Annotated in this window: 17 protein-coding genes and 1 tRNA gene; 12 read left to right on the forward strand and 6 right to left on the reverse strand. The window is 59.0% G+C overall.

All coding sequences use genetic code 11. From position 1 onward, the window contains the following. Positions 1-12: 12 nt before the first annotated feature. Positions 13-927: an NAD-dependent epimerase/dehydratase family protein gene (locus ACJ8PN_RS08135; protein ID WP_442534800.1), complete on the reverse strand. Its 915-nt coding sequence runs from the start codon at positions 925-927 to the stop codon at positions 13-15. Then, entirely contained in the window at positions 924-2,663 is a 1,740-nt protein-coding gene (locus ACJ8PN_RS08140) for a fatty acyl-AMP ligase (RefSeq protein WP_033645743.1), read from the reverse strand. The genes ACJ8PN_RS08135 and ACJ8PN_RS08140 overlap by 4 nt, the downstream gene beginning before the upstream one ends. A 738-nt stretch (positions 2,664-3,401) precedes the next feature. On the opposite strand from ACJ8PN_RS08140, the gene ACJ8PN_RS08145 reads away from it, so the two are divergent. From ACJ8PN_RS08145 to ACJ8PN_RS08155, 3 genes are all read left to right on the forward strand, one after another. After that, positions 3,402-4,526: a hypothetical protein gene (locus ACJ8PN_RS08145; protein WP_016927031.1), complete on the forward strand. Its 1,125-nt coding sequence runs from the start codon at positions 3,402-3,404 to the stop codon at positions 4,524-4,526. Positions 4,527-4,625: 99 nt separating this feature from the next. After that, on the forward strand, positions 4,626-5,111 hold the full coding sequence (locus tag ACJ8PN_RS08150; RefSeq protein ID WP_351109784.1) for a diacylglycerol kinase: 486 nt from the start codon (positions 4,626-4,628) through the stop codon (positions 5,109-5,111). A 103-nt stretch (positions 5,112-5,214) separates the two neighbouring features. Further along, on the forward strand, positions 5,215-6,114 hold the full coding sequence (locus ACJ8PN_RS08155; RefSeq protein ID WP_171454391.1) for a LysR family transcriptional regulator: 900 nt from the start codon (positions 5,215-5,217) through the stop codon (positions 6,112-6,114). Here ACJ8PN_RS08155 and ACJ8PN_RS08160 read toward each other — a convergent pair. After that, a complete protein-coding gene (locus tag ACJ8PN_RS08160) occupies positions 6,089-6,895 on the reverse strand; it encodes a substrate-binding domain-containing protein (protein WP_033632598.1) in 807 nt (268 codons plus the stop codon). The genes ACJ8PN_RS08155 and ACJ8PN_RS08160 overlap by 26 nt on opposite strands. A 26-nt stretch (positions 6,896-6,921) precedes the next feature. Next, on the reverse strand, positions 6,922-8,217 hold the full coding sequence (locus ACJ8PN_RS08165; protein ID WP_171454390.1) for an MFS transporter: 1,296 nt from the start codon (positions 8,215-8,217) through the stop codon (positions 6,922-6,924). Positions 8,218-8,654: 437 nt separating this feature from the next. Between ACJ8PN_RS08165 and ACJ8PN_RS08170 the strand changes: the two genes are divergently transcribed. The 3 genes from ACJ8PN_RS08170 (at position 8,655) to ACJ8PN_RS08180 (ending at position 10,949) form a co-directional block, all read left to right on the forward strand. Further along, on the forward strand, positions 8,655-9,008 hold the full coding sequence (locus ACJ8PN_RS08170; RefSeq protein WP_351109787.1) for a type II toxin-antitoxin system RelE/ParE family toxin: 354 nt from the start codon (positions 8,655-8,657) through the stop codon (positions 9,006-9,008). 4 nt (positions 9,009-9,012) lie between these two features. Beyond that, entirely contained in the window at positions 9,013-9,315 is a 303-nt protein-coding gene (locus tag ACJ8PN_RS08175; RefSeq protein ID WP_171454388.1) for an XRE family transcriptional regulator, read from the forward strand. 425 nt (positions 9,316-9,740) lie between these two features. Beyond that, positions 9,741-10,949 carry an aldose 1-epimerase family protein gene (locus tag ACJ8PN_RS08180; protein ID WP_351109790.1) on the forward strand — a complete coding sequence of 403 codons (1,209 nt, stop codon included), beginning with the start codon at positions 9,741-9,743 and terminating at the stop codon, positions 10,947-10,949. A gap of 73 nt (positions 10,950-11,022) precedes the next feature. Here the strand turns inward: ACJ8PN_RS08180 and ACJ8PN_RS08185 are convergent. After that, positions 11,023-11,098 (reverse strand) — tRNA-Asn (locus ACJ8PN_RS08185). 444 nt (positions 11,099-11,542) lie between these two features. Between ACJ8PN_RS08185 and ACJ8PN_RS08190 the strand changes: the two genes are divergently transcribed. The 5 genes from ACJ8PN_RS08190 to ACJ8PN_RS08210 all read left to right on the forward strand — a co-directional run bounded on the left by ACJ8PN_RS08190 (position 11,543) and on the right by ACJ8PN_RS08210 (position 16,582). Further along, entirely contained in the window at positions 11,543-12,661 is a 1,119-nt protein-coding gene (locus ACJ8PN_RS08190; protein ID WP_015378469.1) for a branched-chain amino acid ABC transporter substrate-binding protein, read from the forward strand. Positions 12,662-12,785: 124 nt separating this feature from the next. After that, positions 12,786-13,700 (forward strand): ABC transporter permease subunit, encoded by a 915-nt coding sequence (locus ACJ8PN_RS08195; RefSeq protein WP_004928592.1) that lies wholly within the window; start codon positions 12,786-12,788, stop codon positions 13,698-13,700. A gap of 10 nt (positions 13,701-13,710) precedes the next feature. Further along, positions 13,711-14,997, forward strand: a complete 1,287-nt coding sequence (gene livM / locus ACJ8PN_RS08200) for a high-affinity branched-chain amino acid ABC transporter permease LivM (protein ID WP_015378468.1) — start codon at positions 13,711-13,713, stop codon at positions 14,995-14,997. Beyond that, complete coding sequence (locus ACJ8PN_RS08205; RefSeq protein WP_004928596.1) at positions 14,994-15,869, forward strand: ABC transporter ATP-binding protein; 876 nt, start codon at positions 14,994-14,996, stop codon at positions 15,867-15,869. Before livM ends, ACJ8PN_RS08205 begins: the two co-directional genes overlap by 4 nt. Then, a complete protein-coding gene (locus tag ACJ8PN_RS08210; protein ID WP_004928599.1) occupies positions 15,866-16,582 on the forward strand; it encodes an ABC transporter ATP-binding protein in 717 nt (238 codons plus the stop codon). Before ACJ8PN_RS08205 ends, ACJ8PN_RS08210 begins: the two co-directional genes overlap by 4 nt. A gap of 30 nt (positions 16,583-16,612) precedes the next feature. Here the strand turns inward: ACJ8PN_RS08210 and ACJ8PN_RS08215 are convergent, their stop codons facing one another. Next, positions 16,613-17,035 (reverse strand): winged helix-turn-helix transcriptional regulator, encoded by a 423-nt coding sequence (locus ACJ8PN_RS08215; RefSeq protein ID WP_442534801.1) that lies wholly within the window; start codon positions 17,033-17,035, stop codon positions 16,613-16,615. Positions 17,036-17,121: 86 nt separating this feature from the next. On the opposite strand from ACJ8PN_RS08215, the gene ACJ8PN_RS08220 reads away from it, so the two are divergent. Further along, on the forward strand, positions 17,122-18,054 hold the full coding sequence (locus tag ACJ8PN_RS08220) for an aromatic alcohol reductase (protein WP_442534802.1): 933 nt from the start codon (positions 17,122-17,124) through the stop codon (positions 18,052-18,054). Positions 18,055-18,057: the final 3 nt, after the last annotated feature.

An 18,057-nucleotide genomic window follows, 5' to 3' on the forward strand; every position in this document is an offset into this window, starting at 1 on the left:
TACTTGGAATAATTAAAACAGCCCTTCACGCAGCGCGCGTTCCAAACTCACCTGTGGAAACCAATTAATCTGTTGCGACAGCGCCTGATTACTGGCGGACCAGTCGCGATGCGTTAATTCGCGTATTTTGCTGCGCGTCAGCATCGGCTCTTTTTTTACCAGGCGGTTCCACACCACGCTGATATCCGCCAGGGCTTTCAGCAGCGGCAGCGGAATGCCCACCAGACGTACCGGCCCGTGACGCACGGCGGCGCCGATGTCCCGCAGGCGCAGCCAGTTATAGCCTTCGGCCACGCCGTCGCACAGTTCGTAAATATTCGGCTGCGCGGGTTCGGTTTGCACCCATTGGCTGACCGCCTTTGCCAAATCGCTCACGTGCAGAAAAGAGAGCCTGGCGTCAGGTGCGCCCAGCCGGGGCAGCACGCCGCGCAGCAGGCCGTTGAACAGCGGTTTCAGCTCTTTATCGCCGGGCCCGTAAACCGCCGTCGGGCGGAAAATCCCCAGCGCGATATCGCCCGTGGCGGCGATGAGTTGCTGCTCGGCGGCCTGTTTTGAATGGGCGTACCAGGACAGCGCCGGATGGCGGGCCGCCAGCGACGACATGAACAAGAAGCGATTGCAGCGGCCGTTCTGTTTGGCCGCCTGCATCAAATTCAGGCTGCCGGTGACGTTGCAGCGGGTGAACACCGCTTCCGCATGCCCGCGCACCTGGCCCGCACAATGCACGACGCACTCCGCACCGCGCACCAGTTCGGTGAGCGAGGGCCGATCTTCCAGCGCGCCGGGGATCCACTGCAGGTTGTCTGCGGCGGCTTTTCCGGCTTGCCGAGTCAGGGCGCGCACGCTAAACCCTTGCGCCAGCAGATCCTGGACGATATGCCGGCCGATAAAGCCGGTCGCGCCCGTCACTGCCACGGTGCCGCTCATTGCGCGAAACCGGCCAGCTGCGGCATTTGCGGGTAGAGCGAAGCGCTCAGCCAGCGTTTCTTGGCCTCCGCGCGCGCGGGTTTGCCCGACGACGTGCGGGGAATGCTGTGCGGCGGCAGCAGCTCGATGTCCACCGCGATGCCGAACTCGCTTTGAATGCGCGCGCTCAGCGAATGCACGATTTGTTCACGGCGTTCTTCCGAACTGACTCGACACTGGATCTGCAAAATGATCCTGGCCGCTTCGTCGTGTTCTTCGGTCACGAAGGCAATCGCATCGCCGGAACGGATTTCCGGTTCGGATTCCGCGACGTACTCAATATCCTGCGGCCAGATATTGCGGCCGCGAATGATGATCAAATCCTTCTTGCGGCCGGTGACGTACAGATAGCCGTCCAGCAGATAGCCGAGATCGCCGGTGTCCATCCAGCCGGTCACCTGGATCTGCTGCTGGGACTCATCGTCGCAGAAATAGCCGTTCATCAGGCTGGGGCCGGAAATCGTGATATGGCCGACCTGACGTTCCGGCAGCGGTTGCCCGGTTTCGCTGCGGATCTCAATACGATGGCCGGGCAGCGCACGGCCGCAGTTGACGAAGGTCGAGACGGCGCGGGTCTTCTTGCCCGGCGCGACCGCTTTACCCTCGTATTCCAAAATATCGCGGTCGACCTCGTTGGTCTGCGGGCCGGAACAAGGGTCGGAAAAACTCACCGCCAGGGTGTTCTCGGCCAGGCCATAGCACGGCATGAAGGCTTTGCTGTCGAAGTTGATGCTGCTGAAGTGTTCGCCAAACTGGGCGAGCAGCTCGGCCGGGATCGGCTCGGCGCCCACGCCCGCAACCCGCCAGCTGGAAAGATCCAGATCGGCCAGCTCTTTGGCGTTGCTGCGGCGCAGACACAGATCGTAGCCGAACGGCGGGGCGACGGACACCGTGCCGCGATTCTTGGCGATCAGTTTCAGCCACTGCATCGGGCGCATGGCGAAATCTTGCGTGCGCAGGTAGTCGACGGACAGCTGGGTCGCCACCGGCGTCAGCAGGAAACCGACCAGGCCCATATCGTGATAGAAGGGCAGCCACGAAACGCAGCGGTCGCCGGCGCGCAACTTGATCCCGTCGCGACTGATCGCGTTCAGGTTCGCCATCGCCGCCCGCTGGGTAATGATCACGCCGCGCGGAAAGCGGGTGCTGCCCGAGGTGTATTGGAGATAGGCGATATCGTCGGGCGAAGGCGCCGGCAACGCGATCTCCGGCTCTGGCAAGGCGTTAAAGTCCGCGTCGCTGAGGATGTGCATCGCCGACGTGTTTTCCGTGGCCGACGCGATGAGCGGTGTCCACTCTTCGCTGCTGATGATCGCCGCGGGGTTGCAGCTGGCGATCAGCCCTTTCAGTTTGGCGGTGTAGGAGTCGCGCTGGCCAACGCCCATCGGGATCGCCAACGGCACCGCCACCAGGCCGGCATATTGGCAAGCGAAAAAGGCTTCGACGAAGCCCGGGCTGGTTTCGGCGATAAGCGCCACGCGATCGCCTTTCTTGAGCTTCAGGGACAATAAACGCCGCGCGCCCGCGATCGCTTTTTGCTGCAGCGTGCGATAGTCGAGAACGGTCACGAGTTGATTGCGACGGTCGTAAAAATTCATTCCCGTATTACCGAGTGCCGCGTAATCCAACGCGTCCACTAACGTGGGGAAGTCCGCATAGCGCATGGGAAGAGAATGAACGGAACTTGTTTCAGACATAGACAAACTTAGCCATAGATTAAAAATCACCAAAAGAGAAAAATCACTCTTGGCGAGGTAATTGATGTTTTACTATGAATAGGTTTTGAATAAGTTTGTTATTCAACCATCTTCATTCCGCGAACAGCGTATATTGCCGTGCTCGAGCGGCATGCCGGTTATTAACCGGGCAGAGCGTAAGTAGCCCGAGTCATCAGCCTTGAGCGGCACCCTGGCGAGATATGAGAGACTATTGTAATATCCGGACTTCGCCGTTCTTTAGTCTGCATCTGTCGGGCAGGAAATAACTGTCGGCTCATAGGTTATGACCTCATGCATGGCTATCTTGGAACTTAAACACTTCCTAAACAGTATGCCGCAAGAAATTCAAAAGTGAACGATTCATTTAAGGCTAATCTTAAAAATAGCATTAAGTGGTAAAAATGGCGGCGCACCTCCTGATTAAAGTCGGTACACTAAAAGCGGCGAGTTTCTTTTACCATAACAGCACGAAATAATAAAAGAGCACTATTAGCGTAGCCTGGCTGCGCCGCTTTCTGTTTCCTTTTTTTATCAATTATGGACATCACAGGGTGAATGTCAGGCAACACGTTGCTGATTCGCCGGGGGGGAATATTCGGTTTTTCTTATCAGTGAGCCGGAGGCAATACACAATTCAATAAAAGGCAACAGCATAAAAAATGCTAAAGGCGTTGTCGCGTGCTTATTTAATTATTTTATTAAAACGTAAGGCTATTTATGATCCGTATTGAGAAAGTTCTGGATAAACGCGAACTTAAAGAATTTATTGCTTTCCCCTCGCAACTGTTTCGCGATGATCCGAACTGGATTGAGCCGCTGCATGTAGAGCGCGAAGAGCACCTGTCAAAGAAGAATCCCGGGACCGACCATATTGAATGGCAGGCATGGGTGGCCAAAAAACAGGGCAAAGTGGTTGGGCGCATCACTGCGCAAATCGATTCTCTGCACCGGGAGCTGCATGGTGAGGATACCGGCCACTTCGGCATGATTGACGCCGTTGACGATCCCGCCGTGTTCAGCACCTTATTCACGGTAGCGGAGGAGTGGCTGAGGTCGAAAGGCGCGCGTAAAATCACCGGGCCATTCAGCCTAAATATCAATCAGGAAAGCGGCCTGTTGGTCGAAGGGTTCGATACCCCGCCTTCCGCCCTGATGACGCACGCGAAACCTTACTACGCGGCCCAGATAGCGCAGCAGGGCTACAGCGAAGGGATTGATTTACTTGCCTATTGGATGAAAAGAACCGACCTGCATTTTTCGCCGTCGTTAACTCGGATGATGGATCAGGTGCGTAAAAAGGTGACCGTCCGCCGTCTCAATCGCAAGCGCTTTCGCGAGGAGATGCAGGTGCTGCGCGAGGTGTTCAACTCCGGGTGGCAACATAACTGGGGGTTTGTCCCGTTCACCGAGCACGAGTTCGCCACCATGGGGGATCAGCTGAAGTTCTTGGTGCCCGACGATATGATCCATATCGCCGAGGTGGATGGCGCCCCCTGCGCCTTTATCGTCGGTCTGCCGAACATTAACGAAGCGATTGCCGATCTGCAGGGGCGTTTATTGCCGTTCGGCTGGGCGAAGCTATTGTGGCGCCTGAAAGTCAGCGGCGTGCGCACCGCGCGCGTGCCGTTGATGGGCGTACGCCAGGAATATCAATTCAGCCGCATCGGGCCCATTATTGCGCTGCTGCTGATTGAGGCGCTGCGCGAGCCTTTCGCGAAGCGCAATATCGACGCGCTGGAAATGTCGTGGATCCTGGAAACCAATACCGGCATGCGGACGATTTTAGAACGCATCGGCGCGGTGCCGTACAAGCGCTACCGCTTGTACGAGAAAACGCTTTAAGCGGCTGATATCGCGTCCTCTTTTTACGCTCCCAGAATAATAACCGCGCCAGGGCATTTTCGGGCGGTGCCGTTTCAGGAGCGGGGTGACGGCGAGTGAGTGAATGCATCGTTTCCTGAAAGAGAATGGTTAAGGTTTTTAATTAATAAACTTGAGATAAATTCACGCTGCGTGATTTATTTGCGAGTGACTGTCGCAGTTTTGACGAGAGCTGATTGTATGCCTGTGGAAAAGAAAAAAGGAATAAGCCGATTAACCTACAGCATTAGGAATTCCTGGGCCGGGTTTATTGATGCTGTGCTTACCGAAGATGCGTTCCGCCAATTATTGGTTATTAACGCTATTTTACTGGTTGTTACATTTGGTTTGGATATTACAAATATAGAAAGGCTGTTATTAATCACCTGCAGTTTTCTGCTATTGGTGGTTGAGCTGCTTAATACGGCGATTGAAACCGTAGTCGATCGCATTTCGCTGGAATTGCATCCGTTATCCAAACGCGCCAAAGATTTGGGCGGCGCAGCGCAGCTGGTAGCCGTGGTGATGACTATCATTATTTGGGGAATGGTGCTGCTGGGGCGATAGGGGCTTGGGTGGTTCAACCACCCAGTTGGTGAACGTGGCGATATAAGCGGTTATCATCGCTGTTTTGCGTCTTCTGCCATTTCAGCAAGGAGAGTTGGCCGTTATGCCCGTGAATTTTGATCTCAACGATCTCTATGCGTTTCGCGCGCTGGTGGAGTATGGCAATTTTCGGCTGGCCGCAGAGTCCATCTGCCTGTCCCAGTCGGCATTGAGCCGCAGGATTGAGAAGCTGGAAAACGCGCTGGGCATCAAGCTGTTCGATCGCACCACCCGGCGCGTGACCTTGACGCTGTACGGGCAGGCTTTTGCCGAACGTTCGGAACAGTTGCTGATGAACGTCGAAGCGGTGTTGGCCGATATCGACAAGGTCAGCCAGGAGCGGGTGGGGCTGGTTACCGTCGCCACGGTGCCCTCGGCGGCCTACTATTTCATGCCCGACGTGATACGCCGTTTCCGGCTGCGCTATCCGCGCGTGCGCGTCAAGCTGATCGACGGCAGCGCAGGTAATGTCATCGAGGCGGTCACCGGCGGCCAGGCCGACTTCGGCATCTGCTTCGCCGGGCGGCTGCAGCCTAATCTTGAATTTGTGCCGTTGGTGGGGGACGTCTACGTGGCCGCCTGCCGGCGCGACCATCCGCTCGCCGCTAAAAAGAGCCTCACCTGGCAAGAGTTCTATCAGCAGGATTACGTCTCGCTGGATAAAACCTCCGGCAATCGCAATCTGCTCGATCAGCGCCTGGAACACCTCGTGCCGGAACGCCCCAGCGTGTGTGAAACTCGCCATGTGACGACCATGCTGGGCATGGTTGAGGCGGGCATCGGCATTGCCGCCGTGCCCGCCATGTCGATGCCCACTTCAGAACATTCGGTGTTGACGTCGGTATCGCTGGTTGATCCGGTGGTGAAACGCACCGTCGGTTTGATCCGGCGCCGCGGCCGCATGCAGTCTTTCGTCGCCGCCGAGCTGGAAAAGCTGATTACTGAACAGTATCACTCTGCCTGACCGGCTGCTGCGCCGGCACGGTTCGCATGCCGGTCGCGCGAATGGTCGGCTGTGCCTGAGAGGAGGCGAGGAAGTCCAGCAACGCTTTGCCTTCGCGGCGGTGCTCGGCCTTGGCGGTCACCGCGCCGGCGAAGCGGGTGATGTACTGCACGTTTTCCGGCAGCTCGCCGATAAAGGTGACGCCCGCCACGGGCAGCAATTCGCTCACCTGCTGGAAGCCCAGCGCATATTTCCCCTGCGCCACTTCAGAGGCCACCGGAATGCGCTCAACCTTATGTGCTTTCCCTTTCACCTGTTCCTCGATGCCCAGTTTTTTGAACAGTTGGCCGCTGACATAGCGGCCGCTGGCGCTGTCGGAATAGGCGAAAGAGTCAGCCTGCAGCAAGACATTGCGCAGCTCGGCATCCGTTTTTATCACCGGCTTGGGCGCACCCTGTTTCACCACCATGCCGATCGGCGAATCGGCCAGCTCCACGCGCGAACCCGGCTGGGTCCAGCGCTCTTTTTCCAGTTGGGTGAGCGCGTCGCCCACCATGATCAGCACATCGGCTTGCTCTCCGCGCGCCAGCCGCGCGGGGATCGCCTGCGGCGTTTTGCCCATCGAGGGGCCGGACACCAGAATGATTTTGTCGCCGCTTTGAGCTTCATATTCCGGAGCCAGCTTCTCCAGTGCGGCTTTGAAGCCGCCGGAGATCATGACGGTCACGTCTTTGGCCAGCGCCGCCGTACTGCAGGAGGCGCACACCAGCGCGGCGAGGATCGAACGAGTGAGTTTTTGCATGGCATCATTCCTTTTGAGATGGCGGCTTAGCGCGCGGTTTGCAGCGGCATGGCGATGCGGCGATACATATACAGCGTCGCCAGCAGGGCGCACAGCGCGGCGAAGCTCATCCAGTAGCCCGGTGAAGCCTTGTCGCCGGTGTATTCGATCAACGCGGTGGAGACCACCGGCGTAAAGCCGCCGAACACCGCCGTCGCCAGGCTGTAGGCCAGCGAGAACCCGGCCACCCGCACTTCCGTTGGCATGATCTCCGTCAACGCCGGGATCATGGCGCCGTTGTAGAGGCCGTAAATGAAGGACAGCCACAGCAGCACGGCCAGCATCATGCCGAAGCTGGGGGCGGCGGCGAGCAGGCTCAGCGCCGGGTAGGCGGTGGCCAACGTCAGCAACGTCATGGCGACCAGCACCGGTTTGCGGCCGAAACGGTCCGACAGCGCGCCGCCGATGGGCAGCCAGATGAAGTTGGAGATCGCCACCAGCAGGGTGACCAGCAAGCTGTCGGAGGCGCTGAGCAGCAGCACCTTTTTGCCGAAGGTCGGCGCATAGACGGTGATCAGGTAAAACGCGGTGGTGGTCATGGCGACCATCAGCATGCCGGCGATCACCACCGGCCAGTTTTTCAGCAGGGTTTTAAACACGTCGCGCATCGCCAGGTGGTGACGGCGAGCGGTAAATTCCTGCGTCTCTTCCAGCTTGCGGCGCAGGAAAAAGATGAAGGGAACGATCAGGCAGCCGAACAGGAAAGGCAGGCGCCAGCCCCATTCGCGAATGGCGCTTTCTTCCAGCGCCGCATTGAGCGCGAAGCCCATGGCCGCCGCCACCATGATCGCCACCTGCTGGCTGCCGGACTGCCAGCTGGTGTAGAAGCCTTTACGGCCCGGCGTGGCGATTTCGGCCAGATAGACGGACACGCCGCCCAGCTCCGCGCCCGCCGAGAAGCCTTGCAACAGACGCCCGCACAGCACCAGCAGCGGCGCCCAAAGCCCGATGCTTTGGTAAGAGGGGATCAGCACGATCAGGAAGGTGCCCGCGGCCATGATCGACAGGGTGACGATCAGCCCTTTGCGGCGGCCGACTTTATCGATGTAAGCGCCCAGCACGATGGCGCCGATAGGGCGCATCAAAAAGCCCGCGCCGAATACCGCGAAGGTCATCATCAGCGAGGCGAACTCGCTGCTGGCCGGGAAAAAGGTGTGTGCGATGTAGGTAGCGTAAAAGCCGAACAGGAAAAAATCGAACTGCTCTAAAAAGTTGCCGGAGGTGACGCGCAGTATCGCGCCGGATCTGGCCCGGGTGGTCATGGGTGAGGTAGAGGAATGCATCGTTATCTCCAGTTTGTTATTGGCGCCTGACGCCGCGCCTGTTGCTGAAGACTCGCTCAGGAAAATAAAGTAAATAAGCGCAATAAACGCATGGCGCGATGCGTTTGGCGCATCAATCGGCGTTAACAATGTTGCCTAACCCGATGTAACGTGGCGTTAACAAGTTTGCCGCTCACCGCCCGCTGCGCAGAACGCCGAAAACGTTATGCGCTTTTTGTGACAGGGTTCATAAAGGGGCGGCGGGGAAGCGCCCGTGCCTCTGAACGATTATTCGATACCGCTCGTAAAAAGGTGAATGCCGCGCACTGCGTTTGCAAAATGCGTGGATGTACGTTCAGCCTTGCAGTATCCACGCATGCCTTTGCATGCTATCCCAGCGCCTCTCTGCTATAGCTTTGCATCTATATAGCTATTGATCTATATTTCAGGGAGGTTCCGTGTGGGAAATTAAAACAACGGATGCATTTGATCATTGGTTCAGATCACTCAGCGATGCCGACCGGTCCTGCGTGCTTGCTGCATTGATGGTTCTGCGGGAAAAAGGGCCCGGCTTGCCCAGGCTCTATGCCGATACGGTTAAAGGCTCGCGTTACAGCAACATGAAAGAGCTGCGTATTCAGAGCCGTGGCGAACCGTTGCGGGCATTTTTCGCCTTCGATCCGTACCGCGTCGGCATGGTGCTTTGCGCGGGCAATAAAGCGGGCGATGAAAAACGTTTTTACGATCGAATGCTGCAGATTGCTGATCGGGAATTCACGAATTGGCTGAACACACTAAAAGAGAAGGAGTGACGCGATGGGCAGAACGCTGGAACAGCTTATTGCGGATGAAAAGCCCGAGGTCGTGGCCGAAGCGCAGGCAATGGCGACGGACATTATGCTGAACATCCATCTTGCCGAGCTGCGCGAGAAGGTGCAGAAAACCCAGGTTGAAATGGCGCAGGCGCTGGGGATCAGGCAACCGACCGTCGCCGTGATGGAAAAACCGGGCCGCGATCTGAAACTGTCTTCGCTTAAACGCTATGTTGAGGCGGCCGGCGGCAAACTGCGCCTGGATGTCGAACTGCCGGACGGCTCTCACTATGAGTTTGTGCTGTAAGCGCTAACGGCAGAAAGGCACAAAGCCCGCTCAGGTTCCCCGGAGCGGGCTTTGTGCACCAGGGAGCCGTTGACACAAGCAGGCGGCCGTGAAAGCAAAGAGGCTCAAGACGGGCAGGCTGTCTGAGCACTTTCGTTTGGGCCGGATAGCGTTAAACAAGCCACCCGCACTCCCTTCGCGATGTCTTGCTTGCCCGTAACTGTCTCCTTGCTCTTTAGCTGAAACGATACAAATTATGTTGATAAATAGCTCGTTTCATGTGCAAAAACTCAACGTATTTCATTAAAACTGCGATGAAATTCGTATTTTTATCGCGCTATTTAGTCAAATACTCACCCGGTGAAGCTCATCACATTTCTTTAACCTGCTTGACAGTAGATTTTGCTTGCTTTGAAAAAAATCGATTCAGCTAAAGGGGAAGGGAAATGAAAAAGGCATGGGTTATGGCGGTGTTTTCGGCCCTGATTTCAGGGCAGGCGGCGGCGCAGAGTTGGGTGCTGACCAGCGCTGAAGATGGCGTGGAGAAAGGAAACTGGAAGATTTCGAGCGAGGCGCTGAAGGTGAAGGATAAAACGTTCAGCATTGAGCAGAAAGTGTTGCACGGCGGCAAGCAAGAAGGCAGCAAAGTCCTGATTATCCGCAGCCAGGATGGCCTGACCATCACGCTGAGTCCCACCCGCGGCATGAACCTCCTGCGGGCAGAAGGCTTTGGCGCGAAAATGGGATGGGATTCACCGGTCAAAGAGGTGGTTAACCCCGCTTTTATCAATCTGGAAAGCCGCAATGGGCTCGGCTGGCTGGAAGGTTTCAATGAGATGATGGTGCGTTGTGGCTATGAGTGGACCGGTCATCCGGTGACCGAAGGAGGGCAAATTTACACGTTGCACGGCAAAGCGGGCAATACGCCGGCCTCGCGGGTTGAGGTTGAGGTTGCGGATACGGCGCCGTATGAAATTCGTATTCGCGGCCTGATCAAAGAGAGCACATTCAAAAAAGCCGATCTGCAAACCCTGACCGAATTGCGCTATGTGCCCGGCAGCAACAGTTTCAGCCTGCATGATGTGTTAACCAATCGGGCGGATTATCCCCATGACTACCAGATTATTTATCACAGCAATTTCGGCGCGCCGATTCTGGAAAATGGCGCCCGCTTCCTGGCGCCGATGGCCGGCATCAGCCCGTTTAACGACTATGCCAAAGCCGGGCTGAAGACCTGGGGAACCTATGCCGGGCCAACCAAAGGGTTCGATGAAATGGTCTTTAACATTAAGCCATTATCGGATCCGAATCATCAAACGCTGGCGGCGCTGGTCAATAACGCAGGCGACAAAGGGGTGGCGATTCAGTTCGATACCCGCCAGCTGCCCGTCCTGACGCTGTGGAAGAATACCGATACGTTAAAACAGGGGTATGTGACGGGGATTGAGCCGGGCACCAGCTATGCTTACCCGGTCACTATTGAGCGCGAACAAAAACGCGTTAAGCAGCTGCAGCCTGGCGCCAGTGCGCAGTTTGATCTGACCTATACCTTGCTGCACAGCAAAGCGCAGGTGGCGGATCTGGAGAAGAAGATCGCGGATATTCAGGGCAAGGTAAAAATTGAAGAGAATGACGCGCCGATAGCCAAGGAGTAACGCTGCCTGTCGATGCATTCAGCGTTAAAGCAAAAAGCCCGCTTAAGTTGCCTTAAGCGGGCTTTTCTAAATATGGCTCCTCTGACTGGACTCGAACCAGTGACATACGGATTAACAGTCCGCCGTTCTACCGACTGAACTACAGAGGAATCGTGTGAACGGGGCGAATAATAGCGGGGTGCCTGGGGTTTGTCAAAGCGCTAAACTGCAAAAAAAGCGCGTTTGCTGGCGGAATGAACATCTTGCGCTGTTTTTCGGCATTTTCCATCGCTGTGCGGTGATTTTGCGGCCCACAACGATTGCACACGCCTTTGCACGGCGATGGTGCAGGGCCGTTCTCCCTCCCACACTTCCACTCGCGCTAACCGTATTGGCCAGACCCTGGTTAACGCCGCCACACGCCGCGCCGCAACTGATATGTAGGATGAATAAGCAAACAATATGTATTCGTCGTCACAATGGCTGGATTTTTGCTTACCCATTTTTGGGGAATGCGACTGCGCTCTCAAGAAAATTATTTTCCCCGTCTACACATAAAGTGACTGATCCGCGCCCCAGGGCGTTTCGCTACAACAGTGCTGAGGAAGATAACAATGTCATCGAAATTGATAAAAAGTCCGCTCGCTGCTTTGCTCATCGGTTGTTTAGGTACGGCTTTTTCCGCGCAGGCCGATATCGTCATCGGCGTCGCCGGGCCGTTCTCCGGGCCGAACGCCACCTATGGCGATCAGTATTGGCGCGGGGCTTCGCAGGCGGCGGCGGACATCAACGCCGCCGGCGGGATCAAAGGGGAAAAAATCAAGCTGGTGCAGGGGGATGACGCCTGCGAACCGAAGCAGGCGGTCGCGGTCGCCAACCGGCTGGTGGATCAGGACAAGGTGTCGGCGGTGGTTGGCCACTTCTGTTCCTCATCCACCATGCCCGCCTCCGAGGTGTATGACGAGGCCGGCATCATCGCCATTACCCCCGGATCCACCAACCCGCAGATCACCGAGCGCGGCATGAAGACCATGTTCCGCATGTGCGGGCGCGACGATCAGCAGGGCGTTATCGCCACCAACTACATGCTGGATACCCTGAAGGCCAAACGCATCGCGGTGATCCACGATAAAGACACCTACGGCCAGGGGTTGGCGGACGCCGCCAAGGCGGCGATGAACAAGCGCGGGGTCAAGGAAGTACTGTACGAGGGGCTGTCGCGCGGCGAGAAAGACTTCAACGCCCTGGTGACCAAGATCGCCTCGGTCAAGCCGGACGTGGTCTACTTCGGCGGCTGCCATCCCGAAGCCGGGCCGCTGGTGCGCCAGATGCGCGAGCAGGGCGTGACCGCCAAGTTCTTCTCCGGCGACTGCGTGGTGACCGAAGAGCTGGTGACCGCCGCCGGCGGGCCGCAGTACACCAACGGCGTGCTGATGACCTTCGGCAACGATCCGCGCCTGATCCCGGAGGGCAAGGCGGTGATCGCCAAGTTCCGCGCCAGCGGCTTTGAGCCGGAAGGCTACACCCTCTATTCCTACGCCTCGATCCAGGCGATCGCCGCCGCCTTCAACGCCACCGGTGGCAAAGACAGCGCCAAGGCCGCCGAATGGCTGAAGTCACACGACGTGGACACCGTGATGGGCAAGAAAGCCTGGGACCAGAAGGGCGACCTGAAGGTCTCGGACTACGTGGTCTATCAATGGGATGACAAGGGCAAATATCACCAACTGTAAACGGCCTAACCGTGAAGTTATGACCCTATGACCGACGGGCCGCCGCCCTGGCGCGCCCGTTCCGCGATGACCTTTGGGCCGCGTCGGACTGCGTTGGCGGCCTTACCAGGCGAGACTGCTCATTATGGATGTATTCTTTCTGCAACAGCTGATCAACGGCCTGACCCTCGGCGCGGTGTATGGCCTGATCGCCATCGGCTACACCATGGTTTACGGCATCATCGGCATGATTAACTTCGCCCACGGCGAGGTATATATGATCTCCGCCTACCTGTGCGCCATCGGTTTGGCGCTGCTGTCGTTCTTCGGGCTGCACTCGTTTCCGCTGCTGATCCTCGGCACGCTGGTGTTCACCATCGTCATCACCGGGGTGTACGGCTGGGTAATCGAGCGCATCGCCTACAAGCCGCTGCGCAACTCCACCCGCCTGGCGCCGCTGATCTCCGCCATCGGCATGTCGTTAATCCTGCAAAACTACGCGCAGATAAGCCAAGGGCCGCGCCAGCAGGGTATCCCGACGCTGCTGAGCGGCGTGTTCCGCCTGGAGTTCGACGGCGGCGTGGTACAGATCACCTACACCAAAGTGTTCATTTTGGTGGCGTCGCTGCTCGGCATGGCGATCCTCACCTACATCATTCAGCGCACCCGGCTGGGGCGCATCTGCCGCGCCACCCAGCAGGATCGCAAAATGGCTTCGATTCTCGGCATCAATACCGATCGGGTGATCTCGCTGGTGTTCGTGATCGGCGCCGCCATGGCCGGGTTGGCCGGGGTGCTGATCACCATGAACTACGGCACCTTCGATTTTTACGTCGGCTTTATCATTGGCATCAAGGCCTTCACCGCCGCGGTGCTGGGCGGCATCGGATCGCTGCCGGGCGCGATGCTGGGCGGGCTGCTGCTCGGTGTGGCGGAGGCGCAGTTTGCCGGCATGGTGAATTCGGATTACAAGGACGTGTTCTCCTTCGGGTTGCTGGTGGCGATCCTGATCTTCCGTCCGCAGGGCCTGCTCGGCCGGCCCCTGATCGCCAAGGTTTAAGGAGAACGCCATGTCGCAATCCGTGATCAACGGCGGGCTGAACGTCAAACGCAGCCTGCTGGACGCTGTCTTGGCCGGGCTGATCGCCCTGATCGTGTTCGGGCCGATCGTCGGCATCGTGCTGAACGGCTATAGCTTCAACTTCGAGCCGCATCGGCTGGTATGGATCATCGTCGCGGTGATGGCCGGGCGGCTGTTGTTGAGCCTGTTCCTGCAAACCGCGCCGGGGCGCAGGGTGTTGGCGCGTTTCGACGGCGGCAACGACGGCGTTTACGTGCGGCCGCTGGGCTATAAATCCAACCTGCGCTGGATCCTGCCGCTGATGGCGGCGATCGCGCTGCTGTTCCCGTTTGTCGCCACCAAATACCTGCTGACGGTGGCGATCCTCGGCCTGATCTACGTGCTGCTCGGCCTGGGGCTGAACATTGTGGTCGGGCTGGCGGGGCTGCTCGATCTGGGGTACGTGGCGTTTTACGCCATTGGCGCCTACGGGCTGGCGCTGGGCTACCAATATCTCGGGCTGGGGTTTTGGGCGATGCTGCCGCTGGGGGCGCTGATGGCGGCGCTGGCCGGCGCACTGCTGGGTTTTCCGGTGCTGCGCATGCACGGCGACTACCTGGCGATCGTTACGCTGGGTTTCGGCGAGATCATTCGGCTGGTGCTGAACAACTGGATGTCGCTCACCGGCGGACCGAACGGCGTCTCGGTGCCGGCGCCGACGGTGTTCGGCCTGGAGTTCGGCCGGCGCGCCAAAGACGGCGGGGTGCCGATCCACGAGTTTTTCGGCATCGATTACAACCCGAATCTCAAGTTCATTTTCATCTACGCGGTGCTGTTTTTGGTGGTGCTGCTGGTGCTGTATATCAAGCACCGGCTGACGCGCATGCCGATCGGCCGCGCCTGGGAGGCACTGCGCGAAGATGAGATTGCCTGCCGTTCTCTGGGGCTGAATCACGTGCTGGTGAAGCTGTCTGCGTTTATGCTCGGCGCTTCCACCGCCGGGCTGGCGGGGGTGTTTTTCGCCACCTACCAGGGCTTCGTCAACCCGACTTCGTTCACCTTCTTCGAGTCGGCGCTGATCCTGGCGATCGTGGTGCTGGGCGGCATGGGCTCCACCCTCGGCGTGGTGCTGGCGGCCTTCGTGCTGACGGTGGCGCCGGAGCTGCTGCGCAGCTTCGCCGAATACCGGGTGCTGCTGTTCGGCGTGCTGATGGTGGCGATGATGATCTGGCGGCCGCGCGGGCTGGTGCGCATCAGCCGATCCAGCTTCGCCGAACGCAAGGGGGTGGCACCATGAGCGACGCCATTTTGCGGGTGGAACACCTGATGATGCACTTTGGCGGCATCAAAGCGCTGAACGACGTCAATCTGGAGGTGGAACGCGGCTCCATCACCGCGCTGATTGGCCCCAACGGCGCCGGCAAGACCACGGTATTCAACTGCCTGACCGGCTTTTACCGCGCCAGCGGCGGCGCGATCCTGCTCAATACCCACAAGCGGCCGACCGACGTGATCCAGGTACTGGGGCAGAAGTTCCGCGCCGGCGACTGGATACGCCCAAAGCGGCTCGGTTCGCGCCTCTACTACAAGATGTTCGGCGGCACCCACCTGGTGAACCGCGCCGGGCTGGCGCGCACCTTCCAAAATATCCGTCTGTTCCGCGAAATGTCGGTGGTGGAGAACCTGCTGGTGGCGCAGCACATGCAGAGCAACCGTAACCTGATCGCCGGAGTGCTGAATACGCCGGGCTACCGCCGGGCGGAGAGCGCCGCGCTCGATCATGCCTTCTACTGGCTGGAGGTGGTGGATCTGGTGAGCTGCGCCAACCGGCTGGCGGGAGAGATGTCTTATGGCCAGCAGCGGCGGCTGGAGATCGCGCGCGCCATGTGCACCGCGCCGGAGATGATCTGCCTCGATGAGCCGGCCGCCGGGCTGAACCCGGTGGAAACGGCCACGCTGAGCCGCATCATTCGCTTCCTGCGGCAGCATCACGGCATCACGGTGCTGTTGATCGAGCATGACATGGGCATGGTAATGGAGATCTCCGATCGGGTGATCGTGCTCGATCACGGCGATGTGATCGCCCGCGGCACGCCGCAGGAGATCCAGCACAACGAGGCGGTGATCGCCGCCTACCTGGGCGCGGACGAAGAGGAGCTGGCGGGATGAGCGAAGCGATGTTGGAATTTCGCGAAGTGGATGTGTTTTACGGGCCGATCCAGGCGCTGCGCCAGGTGTCGCTGCAGGTGAACGCCGGGGAGACGGTGGCGCTTATCGGCGCCAACGGCGCGGGCAAGTCCACGCTGTTGATGTCGATCTTCGGCCAGCCGCGCATCGCCGGCGGGCAGATCCTGTTTGGCGGCGAGGACATCAGCCGTCGCTCCACGCACTTTGTTGCCAGCAGCGGCATCGCGCAGGCGCCGGAGGGGCGGCGCATCTTTCCGGACATGAGCGTGGAGGAGAACCTGCTGATGGGCACCATCACCGTCGGCAATCGCTACCTGGAGGAGGATTTGCCGCGCATGTTCGAGCTGTTTCCGCGCCTCAAGGAGCGGCGCAATCAGCGGGCGATGACCATGTCCGGCGGCGAGCAGCAGATGCTGGCGATCGCCCGCGCGCTGATGAGCCGGCCGAAGCTGTTGCTGTTGGACGAGCCGAGCCTGGGGCTGGCGCCGATCGTGGTGCGGCAGATCTTCGGCGTACTGCGCGAGCTGACCCGTAGCGGCATGACGCTGTTTCTGGTGGAGCAGAACGCCAACCACGCGCTGAAACTGTCCGATCGCGGCTATGTGATGGTCAACGGCCAGATCCGCCTCACCGGCAGCGGCCAGGAGCTGTTGAACGATCCGGAGGTGAGAAAGGCCTATCTGGGCGGCGGCTGAGCGCCGCCCCACGGGCAGGGATGCCCGCGTTCATTTTTCAGCGGCGTTGCGCTCTTGGCCATCGTAGTGCGAACGGGCCGCTCTGAAGGCGTCGGCGGAGGCGATAATCCACGACCAGAGCGGCAGCATGTTGAGCAGCATCTCTTCCCCCGCGTCGGTGATGGTGTAAACCACGCGGGGCAGTTTCTCCTGATAATCGCAGCGCGATATCAACCCATCCCGCTCGAGATGGCGCAGCGTCCGCGTCAGCATTCTCTGCGTCACGCCCGCTAATTGGCGGCCTAGTTCGCCGTGGCGCAGCGGCCCGTGGGTGCCCAGGAGATGCAATACGCCCAGCGACCAACGGTTGCCCGCATGCGCGAGGATCTCGCGCTTCAATCCTTCATCGTCGTTGCTCAATGCTTCACAGAACGCTTGCGAAAATTGCAGCAGCGCTTCCCGATCGCTCGTCATATTCCTCCCCGGTATCACGCGTGTACCTAATTGAACCCGTTTTTGTCAGCTGTCAGGATGACGCAGTGTCAAGACAGGAGGCAAGCATGAAATCCACAAATCCATCCATCAATACCGTGCTCATACTCGGCGCCGGCGAACTGGGGCTGCCGGTACTGCGAGCGATGAGCCGGCAGGCTCGGTTATCTCCATCTTTAAAAATCAGCGTACTGCTCCGGCCGGAGGCCGCCCGCGCCGTGAGCGGCCCGCTCCGGGCGCGGCGGGATGAGCTGGCGCGGCTCGGGATCGCCGTGGTGGAAGGCGATCTGCAGCAAAGCGGGGTGGATGCGCTGAGCGTGCTGCTGCGTGGCTTTGATGCGGTAATCAACTGCAGCGGCTTCGTTGGCGGGGCGGGCACGCAGATAAAGATCACCCAGGCCGTTTTGCAGGCCGGCGTGGCGCGCTACTTCCCGTGGCAGTTCGGCGTGGACTACGATGTCGTCGGTAAAGGCAGCGGGCAGCCGGTGTGGGATGAACAGCTCGAGGTGCGTCACCTGCTGCGCGCGCAGAGCGCAACGGAGTGGGTGATTGTTTCCACGGGCATTTTCACCAGCTACCTGTTTGACTCGGGTTTTGGCGTGGTGGATGCGGAACGCAAAACCGTGCGCGCGCTGGGCGATTGGCAGTATGCGGTGACGCTGACCACTCCCGAGGACATTGGCCGGCTGACGGCCGCGATTTTTTTCCATCGGCCCGCGTTTCGCAACCAGGTGGTCTATATCGCCGGGGACACGCTGACCTACCGTGAGCTTGCCGATCTTATGCAGGCGCACTGGGGCGTGGAGGTCAACAGAGTCCTGTTGGACAAAGAGCGGCTGCAGGCGGAGGTGCGGAATCATCCGCATGACGTCGGCGCGAAATACCGGCTGGCTTTCGCCCGGCCCGACGGCGTGGCCTGGGATAAGGCGAAAACCTTCAATGCGCGCCAGGGCATAGTCACCACCACCGCCGCGCAGTGGCTGGCTTCTCAGGGCGGTTAATCG

The organism is Serratia sp. CY76391 (genome assembly GCF_052166695.1).
In the GTDB taxonomy this organism is placed as follows: Bacteria; Pseudomonadota; Gammaproteobacteria; order Enterobacterales; family Enterobacteriaceae; genus Serratia; species Serratia nematodiphila.